This is a genomic window from Porcincola sp. LCP21S3_C12, from assembly GCF_052118625.1.
In the GTDB taxonomy this organism is placed as follows: Bacteria; Bacillota; Clostridia; order Lachnospirales; family Lachnospiraceae; genus Porcincola.
The window spans coordinates 131,980-149,838 of the sequence record NZ_JBQKGW010000005.1; the positions used below are offsets into that span (position 1 = coordinate 131,980).

The window sequence follows — 17,859 nt, forward strand, 5'->3', positions numbered from 1 at the left end:
GGATCAGTCCCCTGATTCAGCAGGATCTGCCGCGCACTTTTTCAGGAAGACGTGTTTGCTCTTTTTCCCGTATTCCTTCACACGCTCGATCCGGTATCCGAGCGTCTCCGCTTCCGAAAAATCGGTCTCCTGCGATGCCTCCACCACGATCAGCGTCTGTTCATCCGCAATCGAGCTGTCTGAAAGCGCGCGCAGCGTCTCCATCTCAAGGCCCTGGTTATAGGGCGGATCCATGAAGATCACCCCGAACGGATGCTCACCGTCCATCCCGATGACTGTCCGCACCACATCTCCTGCGATCACACGTCCCTTATCCGCAAGGTGTGTGAAATTCAGGTTTGCGCGAATGACGGTCACCGCCTGCCTGCTGCTGTCGACAAATGCGGCAGCAGAGGCTCCTCTGCTGAGCGCCTCGATCCCGATCGCCCCCGAACCGGCATACAGATCCAGAAATCTGCAGCCCGGGATCAGCGGCGCCAGTATATTGAACAATGTCTCCTTGATCCGGTCTGTCGTCGGCCGCGTCTGCATCCCGGCTACTGTCCGGAGCGGAAGACTCCTTGCGCTTCCGGCTATCACTCTCATCTGAAACTCCTTTTACTGTCAGTCATCATGTCTGACGTTATTACGCCAGTCAAAGTCCCCCCGGTCCATCGCCAGAATCATGGATTCTGCCGTCGCTATGTTTGTTGCAACCGGGATATTGTAGCGGTCACACGCCTGCGTGACCGAAAGAATATCGAGCTGGTTGGGACTTGTCTCAATCGGATTATAAAAATAGATGACCAGATCCAGGTCATTTCTCTGGATTCTGTCGATAAACTGATTCTCCCCGCCGACAGAACCTGAAAGGAACTTGTGAACATGCAGATTCGTCGCCTGCTCGATCCGCCGTCCAGTCATCTCCGTCGCGAACAGATTATGTTTTGAAAGTATGGACTTGTAAGCCACACAAAAATTTTCAATCAGGTCCTTTCTGTTGCTGTCAGCAATAAAACCAATATTCATATTTCTGCCTCCCGTGACAGCTTCCCCTGATCCACAAATTGTATGTGAATTATTTACATAATTTGTGTATCATTGCCGCTGATATCTGTTATCTTTCACAGTATAACACACTCAGTTCCGCTCTGCCGATAAATTGAGGCAAAATTTCATCTTTTATGTTCCCTTTGGATATCAAAATCGGTTGTTCGCATCAGATAACAGATTTCCTTCTTTGTTGTCATCGTCAGATTGAAAGCCTTGGCAGCTCCCGCACACAGTCCCTCCTTGAAGGCCATCTCATAATCGCCGTCGGAATCCAGGTAGCCGGCCAAAAATCCTGCGATCATAGAGTCACCAGCGCCGACCGTATTGACCACCTTTCCCTTGAGGGCATCTGAACTGAAGATCTCGCCCTGCTCGGTCAGAAGCACAGCGCCTTCTCCCCCGAGAGAGACAAGCACATTGCGGGCTCCCATGTCCTGCAGTCTTGCTGCATACGGCACTGCCTCCTCGCGGCTGTGAATCTGTATGCCAAATATATCGCCGAGTTCCTCCGCATTCGGCTTGATCAGCCATGGATGAAAGCGCAGCGTTCCCGTCAGGAGCTCCTTCTCCGCATCGACAATGACGCGGAGATTCCTTCCTCTCAGAAATTCCAGGATCTGCTCGTACATATCAGAAGGAAGCGACGGCGGGATATGTCCGGCCAGGACAATTGTGTCCCCATCAATTAAGAACCGGAGCCTGCTGAAGAGTGTCCCGATATCCTCCTGCGTGATCTCCGGCCCCTGCCCGTTGATCGCCGTCTCCTCATCGGAACGAATCTTCATGTTGATGCGGGACATCCCCCGTTCAACCTGAATAAAATTGCTTTCTACCCCGCCAACCCGGAGCAGCCGCTTGATCTCGGCACCTGTAAAACCTGCGATAAACCCCATCGCAGTTGTCAGATACCCAAGATCATTGAGGACAAGCGATACATTCACACCCTTTCCGCCGGGGAAGACATCCTCCGATCGCGTCCGGTTAATAGCGCCCGTCTGAAAATGATCAACTGAGACCACATAATCCAGCGTCGGGCTCAGCGTCACAGTATATATCATCATCTTCCTCCATGCGAATAGAAATCCGATCTCATCTGCGTGTTGATTTCAATATACAACATTTTTTACGGAATCTGAACATGTTCTTTCACACTTTTCGGCCGATTCGTCCTTCTGTATGTCAAAAAATGGTACGTCAGATCGAAATATGCATATTCCTCGCTTTTCTCCGCGCATATGAAATCAGGACGCTCATCCAGATTCGGGAAATAGGCATCCGCCTGATAGCTTCTGTCGATTCTCGTCACGTAGACGGTCTCCGTGTACGGGAGAAGCTGCCGGTAGATGCTCTCCCCGCCGATACAGAAGACCTCCTGTCCTCTGCAATTCCCGTGAAGATACGCCATCAGCTCCCCGATGTCATGAACAACGGCTGCCCCGTCCGGCCTGAAAGCCTCATTCCGGGTGAGGACAATATTTGTGCGATTCTTCAGAGGTCTTCCGCCCGGAAAGCTCTCAAGTGTACGCCTTCCCATCACAACCACATGGTTCATCGTCTTTTTGCGGAAAAATTTCATATCTTCCGGTATCGATACAAGCAGTTTGTTGCCATAGCCGATCCCCCAGTTTGAATCGACCGCCACAATCATATCCATACAGCCTTTCCTCCTCAGATCGCAACCGGGATGTTCCGGATCTGCTCATGATACTGGTAGTTCTCGACATGGAGATCGTCGGTTGTGAATTGATAAAAATCGCGGACCTCCGGATTCAGCCAGACCTTCGGCGCCGGATAGGGCTCTCTGCTGATCAGCTCCTGAATCAGCGGCACATGGCGGTCATAGATATGCGCATCCGCAATCATATGGACAAGAACCCCCGGCACCATGTCCGACACCTGCGCGATCATCATCAGCAGAAGCGCATACTGTGCGACGTTCCAGTTGTTCGCGGTCAGGACATCGTTGGACCGCTGGTTCAGCACGGCATTGAGCACCAGCTTTCCGTCTCCCTGCTCCTGCGTGACGTTGAACGTCATGCTGTAGGCGCACGGATAGAGATTCATCTCATGGAGATCCTGATGCACATAGAGGTTCGTCAGGATCCGCCTGCTGAACGGATTGTGTCTGAGATCATAGAGCACACGATCTGTCTGATCAAACAAACCTTCCTTATAGACATGCTTCACGCCCATCTGGTAGCCGTATGCCTTCCCGATGGAGCCGTCCTCGTCCGCCCACTCATCCCAGATATGACTGTGGAGATCATGCACGTTGTTCGACTTTTTCTGCCAGATCCACAGGACCTCATCCATGGCACTCTTCAGTGCCGTCCGCCGCAGCGTCAGCGCAGGGAACTCTTTCCTGAGATCGTACCGGTTGCAGATGCCAAACTGTTTGATCGTGTAGGCCGGCGTTCCATCCGGCCAGTGCGGCCGGACCTTCTCGCCGCGCGTATCCGTGCCATTCTCCAGAATATCTCTGCACATGTTGATAAAGATGTGATCACACTGACTCATGTTTCTCTCCTTGAAGCTGTCCGCCCGCGTCCTGTTTCTTCTTTCTCTTCAGGTTCCAAGCTTTGCAAATGATGTCTCTTCCGCGAACCCGGACGCATTCTGCAGAAACAGAATATCTGTATAGCCGCCGGACGCAATCAGGTCTGACAGGCTTGCGTTGTAGTACCGCAGATCAAGCAGGTCGACCTCATCGAAGTCCGCATACGTGAACGGGGCAAAACAATGCGCATAAGAGTCCTTGATGATCAGGAGCCTGCGTCCCGTCCTGCTTTCCGGCATCTTCGACTGGATCAATCCATAGTTTCCGCCGTAAAAATAGGAATATTTGTCCTTCTTGTCCAGGAAAGAATCATCGTAGATGCTGTTTCTCACATCGTCCGACTGATTGTAGACCAGGTAATAGTCCTCTGCCGAGGCCGGGTCATAGCGCTGGATACTGTCAGCCCTTCCCCGGATGCCAAGTTTGGACGAGATGGTTCCCTCAAAATCCTCTGTCACCGTGACCGGGCTGTAGGCTCCGACGGAAAGCCCTTTCTCCTCTGCCCACGCCTGATATACGTACCAGGCCGCAAGGGTTTTCCAGTGATGATCGGTGCGGTAGTAAATCTCCTTATCCTTATGCGCGCTCAGAATCTTCCCGGTATCAAAGAAAACGCCGTCCGGAAGCGCTGCCCGCACCTGACTGATATAGTCTTCCTCATCGTAAGGCTGTGCAAAGGCCGGAAGCTTCTCTCTTAAAATATCGACGGCATTCGGCACAATCATCACGGTCACATGGTCATTCCCAAGCGTCTCCGACTGCTTCTTTGCAAATGAAGCCAGCAGGCTGATATTGGCCTTCGCCTGATCGGTTGTAAAACTTCCCTCGTGACTCTCAATCAGATAGCCGTCTTTCGCGAAATAAACCCCGCTGATATCCTTCTTTCCTGCTGCCAGCTCAAAGTCCGTCTTCAGTGTAATCCACCCGTCGCGGCCGATAAACTGATCGGACAAATAGCTCTCATAGTCTTGTGCAAACTGACCGGACAGAAGGGCGCCGATGCTGAAGGAGGGCCGCATCGCCAGCGAACGGTTCTCCGTCTCGGAGCGCTCATTCTGCGGCTTGATCACCGTTGCCGCCGCGATCCCGAAGATCAGGACCAGGAACATCAGTGTAACATTGACAGAAACCGTCCTGTTCATGGAAGGATGCCAGTCGGCCTCTTTCTGAAATTTCATGTAAGTCTACCTCCAAACTGCCGGGCATCTTCTGCCCGGCTCCAGCGTGCAGCCAGGCCCCGCAGGCAGTGCCGGCCCAAGTCCGGACATGGTCCGCCGGAATGATGCTGCGCAAGCGTGTGTTCCCGCATCTGTTTTCTTCAGAAACGGAAGTATAAAAACGGATTGTAGGACGCCCCGACCAGATACGCGACGCTGAGCAGAAAAACGCCCAGGTAGAATCCGATCCGAAGCACCAGGGTCAGGACACTGCTGCCCTCCACGCGCCGAAGCAGCCGCTTTGCCAGCTTTTCCGGAAGCTCTGTGCTGCCAAGAATCAGACACGCCAGCAGAACCGCATTTGAATATAGAAGGTAGATGCTTTCCTTTGACAAAAAGCCAGCTGCCGGAACAAACATTGCCTTCAGATATCCCATCTTTCCGGTGATTTCGTTGAAGGAGAAGATGAACCAGCCGATCATCACCGAGAACATCGTGTAGATGTGCCGGACAGCGGGCGGAAGCTTCTCCAGATACTTCCCGAAAAGCAGCTTCTCAAACAGCAGCAGCACGCCGTAGTAGACACCCCAGATCATGAAATTCCAGTCTGCCCCGTGCCAGATTCCGGTCAGAAGCCAGACAATCATGATGTTGCGGATCTGCTTCCACTTTCCCTTCCGGTTGCCTCCGAGCGGGATGTAGACGTATTCACGGAACCAGGTTCCAAGCGAGATGTGCCACCGTCTCCAGAACTCCGTCACGCTCTTTGACTCATACGGGTGTTCAAAGTTCTCCAGAAAACGAAACCCGAACATATGGCCGAGCCCGATCGCCATGTCCGAATACCCGGAAAAATCGTAGTAGATCTGGAATGTATAGGCGGCAATCCCGATCCAGGCTGTCAGCGTCGGAATCCCTGACGGATCCTGCACCTTGATGCTGTCCCAGAGCACGCCTGCGTTGTTCGCCAGAAGAACCTTCTTCCCGAGCCCGATCATGAAGCGGTTTACGCCATCCGCAAACTCCTGTGTGCTCTCCGTCCGCGACCTCAGCTGCGCATCGATCGTCTTGTACTGAACAATCGGCCCCGCGATCAGCTGCGGAAACATCGTGACGTAAGCGCCGTAGGAGATGACATTCTTCTGGACAGCCGCATTTCCGCGATATACATCGATGACGTACGATATCGTCTGAAAGGTATAAAAGGATATGCCGATCGGAAGTGTGAGCGAAAGCAGCGGGATCGACGAGCCAGACAGACTGTTGATCGTTCTCAGAACAAAATTCGCATACTTGAAGTAAGCCAGAAGTCCAAGACCAGCCGCCACCGCAGCCGTCAGGGCAATCTTTGCCTTTCTGTCCTCTCCAGCCCTGCGGAAATGATCGACCAGAATGCCTCCCGTATAGGAGACCAGTATCGACACGATCATCAGAAAGACGTAAACCGGCTCCCCCCATGCATAGAAAACAAGGCTGACAAGGAGAAGGACCAGATTCCGGAGCTTTGCCGAAACGACATAATATATCAGAAGAACCACCGGTAAAAACCGGAAAAGAAACAGCAGACTGCTGAAAACCATTCTAGATACCCGCCTGAAAACTGTAAGTTACCATGCTTTACTTTGAACCCGATTATTATATAATATAAAAATACGCTGTTCAAGATTTCAAACTCTGCAGCGAACAAACGACCAGAATCGTCCAGGAATCTCCAAGAATCGGTGAAAAAACTATGCCATCCTCTCAAACAACTACCAAGACAAGCTCCACCGTCCGCAGAAGGCGGAAAAGTAACTCCGGCCGGACGATGATTCCGCGTCTGCTGGTTCTTGTATTCATTTTCATTGCTGTCTTTGAAGGCAGGATCATCCATACGCTCCTCACGCACCGGGTCAGCCCCTCTTCTTCCAGTGTCACTGCCACGCAGGGAAAGACCACTTCTGACTCTTCACAGAATCAGGACAAAACCGCATCCACCCCATCGGCGGGAGCGGCTTCATCCAGCAGCAACCCGGACCAGGGACTGGCGGGGCTCGCTACAGTCTCTGTTTCCGATACGGCAGCGGCACAGAATGATACCGCCAGTACAGACAGTACGCAGCAGACCGATGCCTCCAGTTCCGGCGAGGCCATCGACAGCCCCGCTGTTGTCCCTGCCCAGAGCGATTCGGTCGATGACTCCTATTTTTCAGACGCCGTCTTCATCGGCGACTCAAGAATGGAAGGCTTCCGGAACGCTTCCGGTATCACACAGGGGACCTTCCTGACCGGAGTCGGCCTCTCCATCAACGACATGGACAAGCAGATCATATCGACGGCGGACGGCAATATCTCGGTCTACCAGGGGCTGAGCGGCCGGCAGTATAAGAAGATCTACCTGATGCTTGGCACCAATGACCTCGGCTTCTATCCATGGGACCAGTTCCAGCCGACCTTTGAGAAAGCCATCAGACAGTTCCATACGCTTCAGCCGGATGCCATCATCTATATCTGCTCGGTCATCTATGTGGAGGAGTCCAAGATTGCGAAGGGCTTTGAGTATGACAATAACCAGAATGTACAGACGATCAACCAGTACATTCTGTCTACCTGCGAGGATCTGTGGTACAGCTACTATCTCAACCTGAATGAGATTTTTTCGGACGGGAATCATGAACTCATCTCCGGCGCTTCCGCGGATGGGATTCACCTTGAGCCGGAATACTGTGCTCAGATGCTCACCTACCTGAAGTCCCACTATATCAGCGACTCAGACTGGAGTCAGGTCTTCTCTGCCAACGGCGGAGACAGTGCCGCTTCCGGCTCCGAGACAGAGAACGCTGCAGCCCAGACAGATGCCTCCGCTTCCCAGACCGGGGAAACTGCAGCTTCATCCGATGCGTCGGCCGCTTCCCCGGGATCCAGCGATGCGGGGAGTGTCAGTGCCGGCTGACGAACACACCAGCCGCAGCATACGCTCTCACGCGGATGATCGGATCCGGAATGTTGCCAAGTTGTGGCTGAGCAGCCTTGCAATGATTGTTTCAATCTGCTAAGATTCCGTAGGCAAACAAAGTTTCCGGGAAATAACAATCAAACAATAAGGGGTTATCATATGAAGAGATTTCGTAAAATCACTGCTGTTGTGCTCGCTGCAGTCTGTGCGGCACTTCTCCTGACTGCCTGCGGCGGAGGTTCCTCGAAGGAGGCTTCTTCCATCGATGTCTCGGCGCTCGCAGATGAGCTGAACAAGGACACCATCAAGAACGACACGCTGACGGAGACCAGCTCCGATATGCTTTCCAGCATCTATTTCTTCAAGGACGGTCAGGTCACGGAGAGCAAGGCTTACATGAGTTCCGGCTCCACCGCCGATGAGATCTGTGTTGTCAAGTGCCGGGACGATGCGACCACCAATGATGTGGAGCAGCTCTTCCAGTCCCGGGTTCAAAAGCAGTCTGATCTTTACGCTACCTACAAGGCAGAGGAAAGCGACAAACTGAAGAAGGCCATCATCAAGTCAACCGGAAGCTACACCGTCCTGGTTGTCTGTGATGACTATGATAAAGCGAACGAGATTCTCTCAAAATACGGATTCTGAGTCAGGGAATTTCAGGGCAGCGTGTCCGGCGCCTGAATCCCGGGTAAGGAATGCATCAATAATCAGACATCCATAAAAAAGCGGGTCCCGGCCAGTGTGCCGGGACCCGCTTTTTTTCTGCATCTTCCGTCTGCTATACAGGCCATACAGCCTTCTGAGCTGCGCGGGCAGACTCATCAGCCGCACAGCTGGATGATCGCGTCCGCAAAAATTTTCACGCTTTTCACAAGCACATCGATGTCGACAAACTCATCATCGCCGTGCATCCGGTTGTCGACGCCTTCCACCTCGCAGCCGAACGCGACGCCTCTCTCCAGCCCATGGACATAGGTGCCGCCGCCGATGGCCATCGGCTTTCCCGGCTTGTCAAAATAGCGCTCGTAGCTCTGAAGAAGCGTTGTGACAAGCGGTGAATCCGCAGGCACGTAGTGCGCCGGTGTCATCGGGCCATCCTCCATCTCGAAGCCTTTCTGCCGGAGCGCTGCTCTGATCCTCTCCGTCAGGTTTTCCTCCGTCGCGCAGAGCGGTGCCCTGCAGTCAAACTCCGCAGTCAGCTTTCCGTTCTGAAGCTTCAGGATATCCAGGCTGAGCGTCAGCTCGCCGCTCTCCTCATCACTCAGAGAGACGCCAAGCGCCTTCCCGTGAAAGTCTCCGAATGGGAAGAGTTCGGCCAGTCCGAGGAGCGCATGTGTTGTCTTTGTTCCTGCAAGCGGAAGCCTGCTGATCATGAAAAGCAGGGCTGTCAGAGCATTGACGGAGCCGTTGTCCGGCATGGCCGCATGGCCTGTCTGTCCCTTGACATGGACAATCTCCCGGTCTCCCTCCAGCTCCCAGGTCACAGCCGCCTTTGTCTTCTCCTCCGTCTCCGCCGCCGCTTGTTCAAGCTGTTCCTTCCTCAGGCCCCGGAACGCTGCCTCCGCAGTCCCCGGCACAACATTCGCCTTTGAGCCTGCGTCAATTTCAAGTACACAGGGCGTGTGATAGTCCTCCGGAAGGTCAGCAGTAAACTTCTTCGCCAGTCTCGCCTTCTCAATGTTGATCAGCGGGAAATTTGCATCGGGCGAAAATGTATATTCTGCCTCCTTCTCAATTCCATAGTAGTGCTCCAGATCAGAACTGCCGCACTCCTCGTCCGCACCCAGGATCAGCCGGACGCCATGGCGCAGACCGATGCCAAGCTCCGAGACGGCCCGCATGGCATAGAATGCCGCAACAGCAGGCCCCTTGTCATCCGCGGTTCCTCTTCCATAGAGGTAGTGACCTTCCTGAAGCGGCTCAAACGGCTGCGTTTTCTTCCAGTCCTTCGAGACCGGTACAACATCGAGATGCGCCAGAATGTCCAGGCTCTTCTCTCCCTCTCCGGGAAGATCTGCTGTCATGCAGTAATTGTCGTAATTTTTTACCTGAAATCCCTTTGACTCAGCCAGACGTGCCATCGCTGCCAGGGCCGCCGCCGGTCCGTCTCCGAACGGCTTTCCTTCCTTCGCTTCTCCCTTTGTGCTGTCGATGCGCACAAGCGCGGAAATATCATCCGTTATCTCCTGCCGGTGCGCCTCAGCCCATGCGTCCAGACGTTCTGCGTAATCTGAATGATTCATATCTGATATCCTCCCATGCTGCGTGATACCCTGCATTATACGCTGACTTGTCCCCTTTGTCGAAATGTTCCTTCCACTGTGCTACAATCAGTCTGAAATCAGGTGGTTCCATCCACCATGCATTTGATCTTTAAGCATTCACAGCAGCTGAGTCCGCCCTTTTGAGGCGGTGGAATGGGGATCTGTTTATGAAGAAGGAAGGCTTCTATTCATCCGGACAGTTTGCAAAGCTCGCCGATGTCTCAGTTCGGACCATCCGGTTCTATGACAGGCAGAACATCCTGAAGCCATCCTTTGTAGACGCCCATGGTGCCCGCTTTTATACAGACCAGGATCTGGCGTCCCTCCAGCAGATTCTGCTTCTGAAGTATCTGGGCTTCTCGCTGGAGGAGATCCGGGACATGACGATCGGCGGATCGGACTACAGCCATATCTCCCGGATGCTTCGCATTCAGGAGAAACTCGTTCAGGACCGCATCGAACAGATGCAGACGGTCGCCGAGGCGATCCGGGATACGGAGGAGGAGCTCCGACGGGGCAATGCCAACTGGCAGAATATGCTCGACCTGATCCATCTGACCGGTATGGAGCGCTCTCTTGCATCCCAGTACAGAAGCGCAACGAACCTCTCCGCCCGCATCGCACTCCACAGCCTCTATTCGACAAACCCGGAAGGGTGGTTTCCCTGGCTCTACCGGAAGCTGGCGCTTGTGCCGGGCATGCGTGTCCTGGAGGTCGGCTGCGGAGACGGGGCTCTCTGGACCTGCCGGCACGAAGAGCTCCCTCATCCCATCACCATCGTACTGTCGGATATATCGGACGGCATGATCAGGGATGTCAGACGGAATATACGGCAGGCCATCCCCACCGCTGACAGTCAGACTTCTGATCCAGTCAGTCCCGCTGATGGCGGACAGGCTCTCCGGCCCTTCACTTTCCAGGTCTTCGACTGCGCCAACATCCCGTACCCGGACAATACCTTCGACCTGGTCATCGCCAACCATGTCCTGTTCTACGCAGATGATCTTCCCAAAACGCTTCAGGAGCTTGCACGCGTCCTGAGGCCGGGCGGACGCTTTATCTGCAGCAGCTACAGCAGCCGCCATATGCACGAAATCCGCGATCTTGTACAGCTCTTTGACAGTCACATCTCACTCTCACAGGGCCAGCTGTATGAGCGCTTCGGCCTTGAAAACGGACAGTCGCTGCTCTCCCCTGTTTTCTCCTCCGTCCGTCTGCTTCGATATGAGGATGGGCTGAGGATTACCGACCCGCAGCCGCTCATCGAATACATTCTTTCCTGCCATGGCAACCAGAACCAGTACCTGGTCAACCGGTACAAAGAGTTTCAGGCATTCGTAAAAGAACAGGTTGGAAATGTATTCTGCGTCACAAAAGATGCCGGTATTTTCGTCTGTTCGCTCTGATGACCTTAAATTTTCTTTATTTTTTGCAAAGGCTTGAAGGTGACGTAGCGTCACCATATACACTGTAGCCAGTTAAAGGCCGCCGGAGTCCGAACGCGTCAGACAGGAGCCTCAGATATTTCCGGCAGGCCACAGCACGAGAAAGGAGTTCTGACACATGAAGGGAATCATTCTCGCCGGCGGATCCGGCACACGTCTGTATCCGCTCACCATGGTCACCTCGAAGCAGCTGCTTCCGATCTATGACAAACCGATGATCTACTATCCGATGTCGGTCCTGATGTCTGCCGGTATCCGGGAGATTCTGATCATCTCGACGCCACAGGACACGCCGCGCTTCCGCGAGCTGCTCGGGGACGGGCATCAGTTTGGCGTCCACCTGAGCTATGCGGTCCAGCCCAGTCCGGACGGACTTGCACAGGCCTTCATCATCGGGAAGGAATTCATCGGCTCCGACGAGGTCACAATGATCCTCGGAGACAACATTTTCTTCGGACATGGTCTGAAGAAGCGCATGAAAACCGCCATTAAGAATGCGGAGTCCGGCCGGGGCGCCACAGTCTTCGGGTACTATGTCGATGATCCGGAGCGCTTCGGAATTGTCTCCTTCAACAAAGAGGGAAAAGCTGTCTCGATCGAGGAGAAACCGAAGAAACCGAAGAGCAACTACTGCGTGACCGGTCTGTACGTATATGACAACCGCGTCATCGAATACGCTCAGAACCTGAAGCCCTCCGCGCGCGGAGAGCTGGAAATCACCGACCTCAACCGCATCTATCTGGAACATGGCGACCTCAATGTTGAGCTTCTGGGACAGGGTTTCACCTGGCTGGATACCGGAACGCATGAATCGCTTGTGGATGCCACCAACTTTGTCAAGACGGTCGAGCAGCACGAGCACCGCAAGATTGCCTGCCTGGAGGAGATTGCCTACAACAACGGCTGGATCAGCAAGGAGGAGGTTCTCGAGGTCTACAACATTCTGAAGAAGAATCAGTACGGACAGTACCTCAAGGACGTTCTCGACGGCAAGTATATCGACAAAACACAGTAATGTTCCGGCCGATTTCCTGAAGAAACCGTTCCAGGTACAGGCAGCCATCTGATCTGACACACAGAAAGGACAATCATATATGAATATCATCGTCACCGGCGGAGCCGGCTTTATCGGCTCCAACTTTATCTTCTACGAAATGAAAACCCATCCGGAGGACCGGATCATCTGTCTCGACAGCCTGACCTATGCAGGCAACCTGTCCACGCTGAAGCCTGTCCTCGACAAGCCGAACTTCCGCTTTGTAAAGGAATCCATCACGGACCGTGAGGCCGTTGAGCGGCTCTTCAAAGAGGAAAAACCGGACATTGTCGTGAACTTTGCGGCAGAGAGTCATGTCGACCGCTCCATCGTGAATCCGGACATCTTCCTTGAAACCAATATCCATGGAACGACGATCCTGATGGATGCCTGCCGCAAGTACGGCATCCGCCGCTTCCATCAGGTCTCTACCGACGAGGTATACGGCGATCTTCCGCTTGACCGTCCGGACCTCTTCTTCCATGAGGATACCCCGCTTCATACCTCCAGCCCGTATTCCAGTTCAAAGGCATCCGCGGATCTGTTTGTCCTGGCATACCACAGAACGTTCGGTCTCCCGGTCACGATCTCCAGATGCTCCAACAACTACGGACCGTATCAGTTCCCGGAGAAGCTCATTCCGCTGATGTTCATCAACGCACTGAATGACAAGCCGCTTCCGGTCTACGGCGAAGGAAAGAATGTCCGCGACTGGCTCTATGTGGAGGATCACTGCCGCGCGATCGATCTGATCATGCGCAAGGGCAGAGACGGCGAGGTCTACAATGTCGGCGGGCACAATGAGATGCACAACATCGATATTGTGAAGCTGATCTGCGATGCACTTGGAAAGCCTTACTCCCTGATCACGCATGTCGAGGATCGCAAGGGACATGACAGACGGTATGCCATCGACCCGACCAAGATCCACAACGAGCTGGGATGGCTTCCGGAGACAAAGTTTGCGGACGGCATCCGGATGACCATCGACTGGTACAAAACACATGAGGACTGGTGGAAGCCGATCATTTCCGGGGAATATCAGAACTACTACCAGAAGATGTACGGAAACAGGAAAGAAGTCTGACAAGGGTGAGAACTATGAATGTACTGGTAACAGGAGTTGGCGGTCAGCTCGGCCATGACGTGATGAACGAGCTCTACAAAAGAGGCTATCAGGGAACCGGATCGGATATCCAGCCGGAATATGCCGGTGCGCAGGATGGAAGCCCTGTCACAACAATGCCTTATATCTCCCTTGATATCACGGACCGGGAGGCCGTCATGAAGGCGGTCCGGACGCTTCATCCGGACGTCATCGTTCACTGTGCCGCATGGACAGCTGTCGATCTTGCCGAGGATGATGATAAAGTGGCGAAAGTCCGCGCTGTCAACGTCGGCGGAACACAGAACATCGCGGATGCGGCAAAGGCCGTCGATGCAAAGATGGTCTACCTTTCCACGGACTATGTCTTTGACGGACAGGGGGATACACCGTGGGATCCGGATTTCAAGGGCTACAAGCCGCTGAATGTCTACGGGCAGACGAAGCTGGACGGGGAACTTGCGGTCTCCGGAACCATCGACAAGTATTTCATCGTCCGGATTGCGTGGGTCTTCGGAAAGAACGGAAAAAACTACATCAAGACCATGCTGAATATCGGTCAGAACCATGATGAACTGAGAATCGTCGATGACCAGATCGGGACACCGACCTACACATTTGACCTGGCATCGCTTCTTGTCGATATGGTTGAGACTGAAAAGTACGGGTATTACCATGCGACCAACGCGGAGATCCCAGCCTCCGAAGGCGGATATCTCATGGACGGCACCAGGAGTGCGTCGCCGGAGGCTGTCTATACGAAGGAAGGCACGAAGACGGGCTATATCAGCTGGTACGATTTCTCCCGTGAAATCTTCCGTCAGGCTGCGCTGCTCGGCCACGACGAATACAGTGAGAAGAATCTCCGGCTCATCCCGGTCAGCACGGCTGAGTATGGGCTGTCAAAGGCGAAGCGGCCATTCAACAGCCGTCTCGACAAATCGAAGCTCGTCAGGGAGGGCTTCACTCCTCTTCCGGACTGGAGAGATGCGCTCGCGCGATATCTGAAGGAGCTCGGGTACTGAGACCCGTCAGCAGCATGGAGCTGCACCGTACATGCAGCGCTTCATGCTGCCGGCCTGAGCCGCAGTTCATGATATGAAAGAAAGGATCACATAAATTACATGGGACAGATTACAGTCAATCAGACACCGATCGATGGTCTCTATACCATTCTGCCGACTGTACACGGCGATAAGAGAGGCTATTTTACAGAAACCTACAACGAGCGCGACATGAAGGAAGCCGGTCTGGACATGGTCTTTGTCCAGGACAACCAGTCCTCCTCAACAAAAGGTGTTCTGCGCGGGCTTCATTTTCAGAAGAAACACCCTCAGGGAAAACTGGTCCGCTGCATCCGCGGAACCGTCTTCGACGTTGCAGTTGACCTGCGTGAGGGCAGCAAAACCTTCGGCCAGTGGTATGGCGTGGAACTTTCCGAGGACAACCACCTTCAGTTCTATATCTCACCGGGATTCGCGCATGGTTTCCTCGTGCTTTCCGACATCGCGGAGTTCTGCTACAAGGTGACAGATTTCTACACACCTGGCGACGAGGGCGGCATCGCGTGGAATGACCCGTCCGTCGGCATCAAGTGGCCGCATGTCGTCGGTAACTATCCCGGCAGCGGAGATGCTTCCGGCTACCATCTCGATGACGGGACACCGCTGAACCTGGTGCGGCGCGATATGGATTTCGACGTTCTTGCGAAGACCTTCCACTTTGCCTGAAGAAGATTCCATGGGGATACGCCGTCATCTCGTGCTTCACACTCGATGATGAACGGTCGGCCTTCACGAAAAAGGGGACATGCTCAGCACAGATGCATGTCCCCTTTTGTGATATCGTTTCCTGTCAGTTTTGTTTGATGTTATTTGATATGATGCTTGTCCATCTTCTCTTTGAAAATATCCGTGATGATCTTTCGAAGCTCCTCGCGCTCTTTTTCCGGCAATTCCCCCTGCTTCTTAGCCACTTCATACAATGCAGGATACTGGTTGGCAATCCGCTCGATGGTTTTCGTCGTCGCGTGCCTTCTCACAAAGAATGGGATCTTCTTGATCCAGTCCTGCGGGACTAAGGCAAGGATTTTGTCTGCTGCCTCTTTATCACTGATCTCAGCGGTCGAAAGACCAGCTCGAATTTCACTTTGTTCTTTGTCTGTAAAATCCTCCAGTTTCATTTCGTCCCCTCTTCATTTTGCATAGTACGGCAAACATCCGCCCATGATCATTCTCACACAAAGATGTCAGCTGCAATCTTTATATTTTTATTGTCTGAATTTTACTCGACGGTCACGGACTTTGCGAGGTTCCGCGGCTTGTCGACATCCAGTCCCTTCGCGCATGAGACGTAATAACCCAGAAGCTGCAGCGGGATCACCGCCAGCGAGGTCATAAAATGCTCATCTGTCTTCGGGACATAGACGGTGAAGTTCACCGTGTCCTCGATGCTGTAGTTGCCATAGGTGGTCAGTCCCATCAGGTAGCCGCCTCGGCTTCCGACCTCCACCATGTTGGAGCGGGTCTTCTCGAAGAGCTTCGACTGTGTCATGACGCCGACAACCAGTGTTCCCTTCTCAATCAGAGAGATGGTTCCATGCTTCAGCTCGCCCGCTGCGTAGGCTTCCGAGTGAATGTAGCTGATCTCCTTCATCTTCAGGGAGCCTTCCAGACTGATCGCGTAGTCCAGCCCTCTTCCGATGAAGAACATGTCCTTTGCATTCGCAAACTTTGCCGCAAACCACTGGATCCTGTCCTTGTCGTTCAGCACCCGCTCGATCTTCTCCGGGAGCGTCTGCATCTCAGCGACCATCTCGTCCGCCTTCTCCTGGGTGATCTCTCCGCGCACCCGTGCCGCCTCGACCGCAAACAGATATGTCGCGATCAGCTGGGTGGAGTAGGCCTTTGTCGTCGCAACGGCAATCTCCGGGCCTGCGAGCGTATACATGACGTGATCCGCCTCGCGGGCAATCGTGGATCCGATGACGTTGACAATCGCGAGCGTCGGTATGCCCTTCTCCTTCGCGAGTCTGAGTGCCGCCAGCGAGTCTGCCGTTTCTCCGGACTGGGAGATGATGATGACCAGGGAGCGGTCTCTCAGCTTCAGGTTCCTGTAGCGGAACTCGCTTGCCAGATCCACTTCAATATGGATCGAGGTCAAATCTTCGATCACATAGCGGGCTGCCACACCGACATGATAGGCACTTCCGCAGGCGACGATATACAGCTGATCGAGAGACTTGAGGAAGTCATCGGTCAGACCTGTCTCCGAAAGGTCAATCTTTCCATCCTTGACATAGGCATTGATCGTATCCCGGACAGCCTTCGGCTGCTCGTGGATTTCCTTGATCATGAAATGCTCGTACCCGCTTTTCTCTGCAGCCTGGGTGTCCCACTTCACCTCAACCGGTTCCTTCTCGACGTGTTCTCTGTCGATGTTCCAGAAATCGATCGAATCGCTCTTCAGGCAGGCAATTTCGAAGTTGTCCAGATAATACACATGGCGGGTGTATTTCATGATGGGGGTGACATCCGATGCAATGAACGTACCCGGATGCTTCTCATCCTCGGAAACACCGACAACCAGCGGACTGTCCTTGCGGACTGCATACAGCTCTCCCGGCCGGTCCTTGAACAGAATGCCGAAAGAATAACTGCCTCTGACACGGTACATCATGCGGCACAGCGTCTCGATCGGGTTATGATCGTACTTCTGATAATAATAATGGATCAGCTTTGCAGCGACCTCCGTGTCCGTCTCGGAATAGAAGGTATACCCGTTCTTTTCCAGCTTCTCTCTCAGCTGCACATAGTTCTCGATAATCCCGTTGTGAACCAGGACTACCTGTCTGTCATCGCTGTAATGCGGATGCGCATTGGTGATGGACGGCTCGCCGTGGGTCGCCCATCTGGTGTGCCCGATTCCGATTGTTCCCTGCATCGCCCGGCCATCATCCGTCTTCTCAGCGAGGATTTTCAAGCGTCCCTTTGCCTTGACGATATCGATGCTGCCTGTCTTGTCGTTGACGACTGCAAGACCAGCCGAGTCATAGCCCCTGTATTCCAGCTTCGATAACCCCTCCAGGAGCAGCGGCGCTGCCTGTACGGTTCCGTTATATCCGACAATTCCACACATCTATCTGATCCCTCACACATCATTTCAGGCTAATAAAGCAGTAAAAAGTTACACAACTTAATTATTATACATGATCCATCCCGGTGCGTCAAAACAGGCAGGCGGTCTCATCTTCCGCCCCGGATTGCTTCCAATCTTTTGCCAGTTCATGGAAGCTGAAGCTCTTGCCGGGACGGATAAGGCTGCGTATG

The 17,859-nt window shown here is 53.5% G+C and carries 17 protein-coding genes; 7 read left to right on the top strand and 10 right to left on the bottom strand.

What is annotated here, in order from left to right; translation table 11 throughout:
* Positions 1-3: 3 nt before the first annotated feature.
* The 7 genes from rsmD to ACTQ1N_RS04395 form a co-directional block, all read right to left on the bottom strand.
* Positions 4-585 carry a 16S rRNA (guanine(966)-N(2))-methyltransferase RsmD gene (gene rsmD, locus ACTQ1N_RS04365; protein WP_441954986.1) on the bottom strand — a complete coding sequence of 194 codons (582 nt, stop codon included), beginning with the start codon at positions 583-585 and terminating at the stop codon, positions 4-6.
* An 18-nt stretch (positions 586-603) separates the two neighbouring features.
* Positions 604-1,008 carry a methylglyoxal synthase gene (locus ACTQ1N_RS04370; RefSeq protein WP_441954988.1) on the bottom strand — a complete coding sequence of 135 codons (405 nt, stop codon included), beginning with the start codon at positions 1,006-1,008 and terminating at the stop codon, positions 604-606.
* Positions 1,009-1,154: 146 nt separating this feature from the next.
* Complete coding sequence (gene pfkB / locus ACTQ1N_RS04375; RefSeq protein ID WP_441955056.1) at positions 1,155-2,090, bottom strand: 1-phosphofructokinase; 936 nt, start codon at positions 2,088-2,090, stop codon at positions 1,155-1,157.
* A gap of 65 nt (positions 2,091-2,155) precedes the next feature.
* On the bottom strand, positions 2,156-2,686 hold the full coding sequence (locus ACTQ1N_RS04380; protein WP_441954990.1) for a dihydrofolate reductase: 531 nt from the start codon (positions 2,684-2,686) through the stop codon (positions 2,156-2,158).
* Positions 2,687-2,700: 14 nt separating this feature from the next.
* Entirely contained in the window at positions 2,701-3,549 is an 849-nt protein-coding gene (gene thyA / locus ACTQ1N_RS04385) for a thymidylate synthase (protein WP_441954992.1), read from the bottom strand.
* A gap of 48 nt (positions 3,550-3,597) precedes the next feature.
* Positions 3,598-4,767 carry a DHHW family protein gene (locus ACTQ1N_RS04390; protein WP_441954994.1) on the bottom strand — a complete coding sequence of 390 codons (1,170 nt, stop codon included), beginning with the start codon at positions 4,765-4,767 and terminating at the stop codon, positions 3,598-3,600.
* Positions 4,768-4,907: 140 nt separating this feature from the next.
* Positions 4,908-6,326: an MBOAT family O-acyltransferase gene (locus ACTQ1N_RS04395; protein ID WP_441954996.1), complete on the bottom strand. Its 1,419-nt coding sequence runs from the start codon at positions 6,324-6,326 to the stop codon at positions 4,908-4,910.
* 152 nt (positions 6,327-6,478) lie between these two features.
* Here ACTQ1N_RS04395 and ACTQ1N_RS04400 point away from each other — a divergent pair, with 152 nt between their 5' ends.
* Both ACTQ1N_RS04400 and ACTQ1N_RS04405 read left to right on the top strand, forming a co-directional pair.
* A complete protein-coding gene (locus ACTQ1N_RS04400) occupies positions 6,479-7,678 on the top strand; it encodes a GDSL-type esterase/lipase family protein (RefSeq protein ID WP_441954998.1) in 1,200 nt (399 codons plus the stop codon).
* A gap of 162 nt (positions 7,679-7,840) precedes the next feature.
* On the top strand, positions 7,841-8,326 hold the full coding sequence (locus ACTQ1N_RS04405; RefSeq protein WP_441955000.1) for a DUF4358 domain-containing protein: 486 nt from the start codon (positions 7,841-7,843) through the stop codon (positions 8,324-8,326).
* Positions 8,327-8,502: 176 nt separating this feature from the next.
* Here ACTQ1N_RS04405 and ACTQ1N_RS04410 read toward each other — a convergent pair whose 3' ends face one another.
* Positions 8,503-9,924 carry a Sapep family Mn(2+)-dependent dipeptidase gene (locus ACTQ1N_RS04410; RefSeq protein ID WP_441955002.1) on the bottom strand — a complete coding sequence of 474 codons (1,422 nt, stop codon included), beginning with the start codon at positions 9,922-9,924 and terminating at the stop codon, positions 8,503-8,505.
* Positions 9,925-10,112: 188 nt separating this feature from the next.
* Between ACTQ1N_RS04410 and ACTQ1N_RS04415 the strand changes: the two genes are divergently transcribed.
* The 5 genes from ACTQ1N_RS04415 to rfbC all read left to right on the top strand — a co-directional run bounded on the left by ACTQ1N_RS04415 (position 10,113) and on the right by rfbC (position 15,261).
* Complete coding sequence (locus ACTQ1N_RS04415) at positions 10,113-11,351, top strand: MerR family transcriptional regulator (protein WP_441955004.1); 1,239 nt, start codon at positions 10,113-10,115, stop codon at positions 11,349-11,351.
* Between the two features lie 157 nt (positions 11,352-11,508).
* Positions 11,509-12,405 (top strand): glucose-1-phosphate thymidylyltransferase RfbA, encoded by an 897-nt coding sequence (gene rfbA, locus ACTQ1N_RS04420; RefSeq protein WP_441955006.1) that lies wholly within the window; start codon positions 11,509-11,511, stop codon positions 12,403-12,405.
* Positions 12,406-12,484: 79 nt separating this feature from the next.
* Positions 12,485-13,513: a dTDP-glucose 4,6-dehydratase gene (rfbB, locus tag ACTQ1N_RS04425; RefSeq protein ID WP_441955008.1), complete on the top strand. Its 1,029-nt coding sequence runs from the start codon at positions 12,485-12,487 to the stop codon at positions 13,511-13,513.
* 14 nt (positions 13,514-13,527) lie between these two features.
* Positions 13,528-14,556 carry an SDR family oxidoreductase gene (locus ACTQ1N_RS04430; protein ID WP_441955010.1) on the top strand — a complete coding sequence of 343 codons (1,029 nt, stop codon included), beginning with the start codon at positions 13,528-13,530 and terminating at the stop codon, positions 14,554-14,556.
* A 99-nt stretch (positions 14,557-14,655) separates the two neighbouring features.
* Complete coding sequence (gene rfbC / locus ACTQ1N_RS04435) at positions 14,656-15,261, top strand: dTDP-4-dehydrorhamnose 3,5-epimerase (RefSeq protein ID WP_441955012.1); 606 nt, start codon at positions 14,656-14,658, stop codon at positions 15,259-15,261.
* A 140-nt stretch (positions 15,262-15,401) separates the two neighbouring features.
* Here the strand turns inward: rfbC and ACTQ1N_RS04440 are convergent, their stop codons facing one another.
* Both ACTQ1N_RS04440 and glmS read right to left on the bottom strand, forming a co-directional pair.
* On the bottom strand, positions 15,402-15,713 hold the full coding sequence (locus tag ACTQ1N_RS04440; RefSeq protein WP_441955014.1) for a hypothetical protein: 312 nt from the start codon (positions 15,711-15,713) through the stop codon (positions 15,402-15,404).
* Positions 15,714-15,814: 101 nt separating this feature from the next.
* On the bottom strand, positions 15,815-17,668 hold the full coding sequence (gene glmS, locus ACTQ1N_RS04445; protein ID WP_441955016.1) for a glutamine--fructose-6-phosphate transaminase (isomerizing): 1,854 nt from the start codon (positions 17,666-17,668) through the stop codon (positions 15,815-15,817).
* Positions 17,669-17,859 lie beyond the last annotated feature (191 nt).

Excerpts from the sequence above, each read along its gene's own strand:
- rsmD (WP_441954986.1), bottom strand. The coding sequence starts at position 585 with ATGAGAGTGATAGCCGGAAGCGCAAGGAGTCTTCCGCTCCGGACAGTA.
- ACTQ1N_RS04370 (WP_441954988.1), bottom strand. The coding sequence starts at position 1,008 with ATGAATATTGGTTTTATTGCTGACAGCAACAGAAAGGACCTGATTGAA.
- pfkB (WP_441955056.1), bottom strand. The coding sequence starts at position 2,090 with ATGATATATACTGTGACGCTGAGCCCGACGCTGGATTATGTGGTCTCA.
- ACTQ1N_RS04380 (WP_441954990.1), bottom strand. The coding sequence starts at position 2,686 with ATGGATATGATTGTGGCGGTCGATTCAAACTGGGGGATCGGCTATGGC.
- thyA (WP_441954992.1), bottom strand. The coding sequence starts at position 3,549 with ATGAGTCAGTGTGATCACATCTTTATCAACATGTGCAGAGATATTCTG.
- ACTQ1N_RS04390 (WP_441954994.1), bottom strand. The coding sequence starts at position 4,767 with ATGAAATTTCAGAAAGAGGCCGACTGGCATCCTTCCATGAACAGGACG.
- ACTQ1N_RS04395 (WP_441954996.1), bottom strand. The coding sequence starts at position 6,326 with ATGGTTTTCAGCAGTCTGCTGTTTCTTTTCCGGTTTTTACCGGTGGTT.
- ACTQ1N_RS04400 (WP_441954998.1), top strand. The coding sequence starts at position 6,479 with ATGCCATCCTCTCAAACAACTACCAAGACAAGCTCCACCGTCCGCAGA.
- ACTQ1N_RS04405 (WP_441955000.1), top strand. The coding sequence starts at position 7,841 with ATGAAGAGATTTCGTAAAATCACTGCTGTTGTGCTCGCTGCAGTCTGT.
- ACTQ1N_RS04410 (WP_441955002.1), bottom strand. The coding sequence starts at position 9,924 with ATGAATCATTCAGATTACGCAGAACGTCTGGACGCATGGGCTGAGGCG.
- ACTQ1N_RS04415 (WP_441955004.1), top strand. The coding sequence starts at position 10,113 with ATGAAGAAGGAAGGCTTCTATTCATCCGGACAGTTTGCAAAGCTCGCC.
- rfbA (WP_441955006.1), top strand. The coding sequence starts at position 11,509 with ATGAAGGGAATCATTCTCGCCGGCGGATCCGGCACACGTCTGTATCCG.
- rfbB (WP_441955008.1), top strand. The coding sequence starts at position 12,485 with ATGAATATCATCGTCACCGGCGGAGCCGGCTTTATCGGCTCCAACTTT.
- ACTQ1N_RS04430 (WP_441955010.1), top strand. The coding sequence starts at position 13,528 with ATGAATGTACTGGTAACAGGAGTTGGCGGTCAGCTCGGCCATGACGTG.
- rfbC (WP_441955012.1), top strand. The coding sequence starts at position 14,656 with ATGGGACAGATTACAGTCAATCAGACACCGATCGATGGTCTCTATACC.
- ACTQ1N_RS04440 (WP_441955014.1), bottom strand. The coding sequence starts at position 15,713 with ATGAAACTGGAGGATTTTACAGACAAAGAACAAAGTGAAATTCGAGCT.
- glmS (WP_441955016.1), bottom strand. The coding sequence starts at position 17,668 with ATGTGTGGAATTGTCGGATATAACGGAACCGTACAGGCAGCGCCGCTG.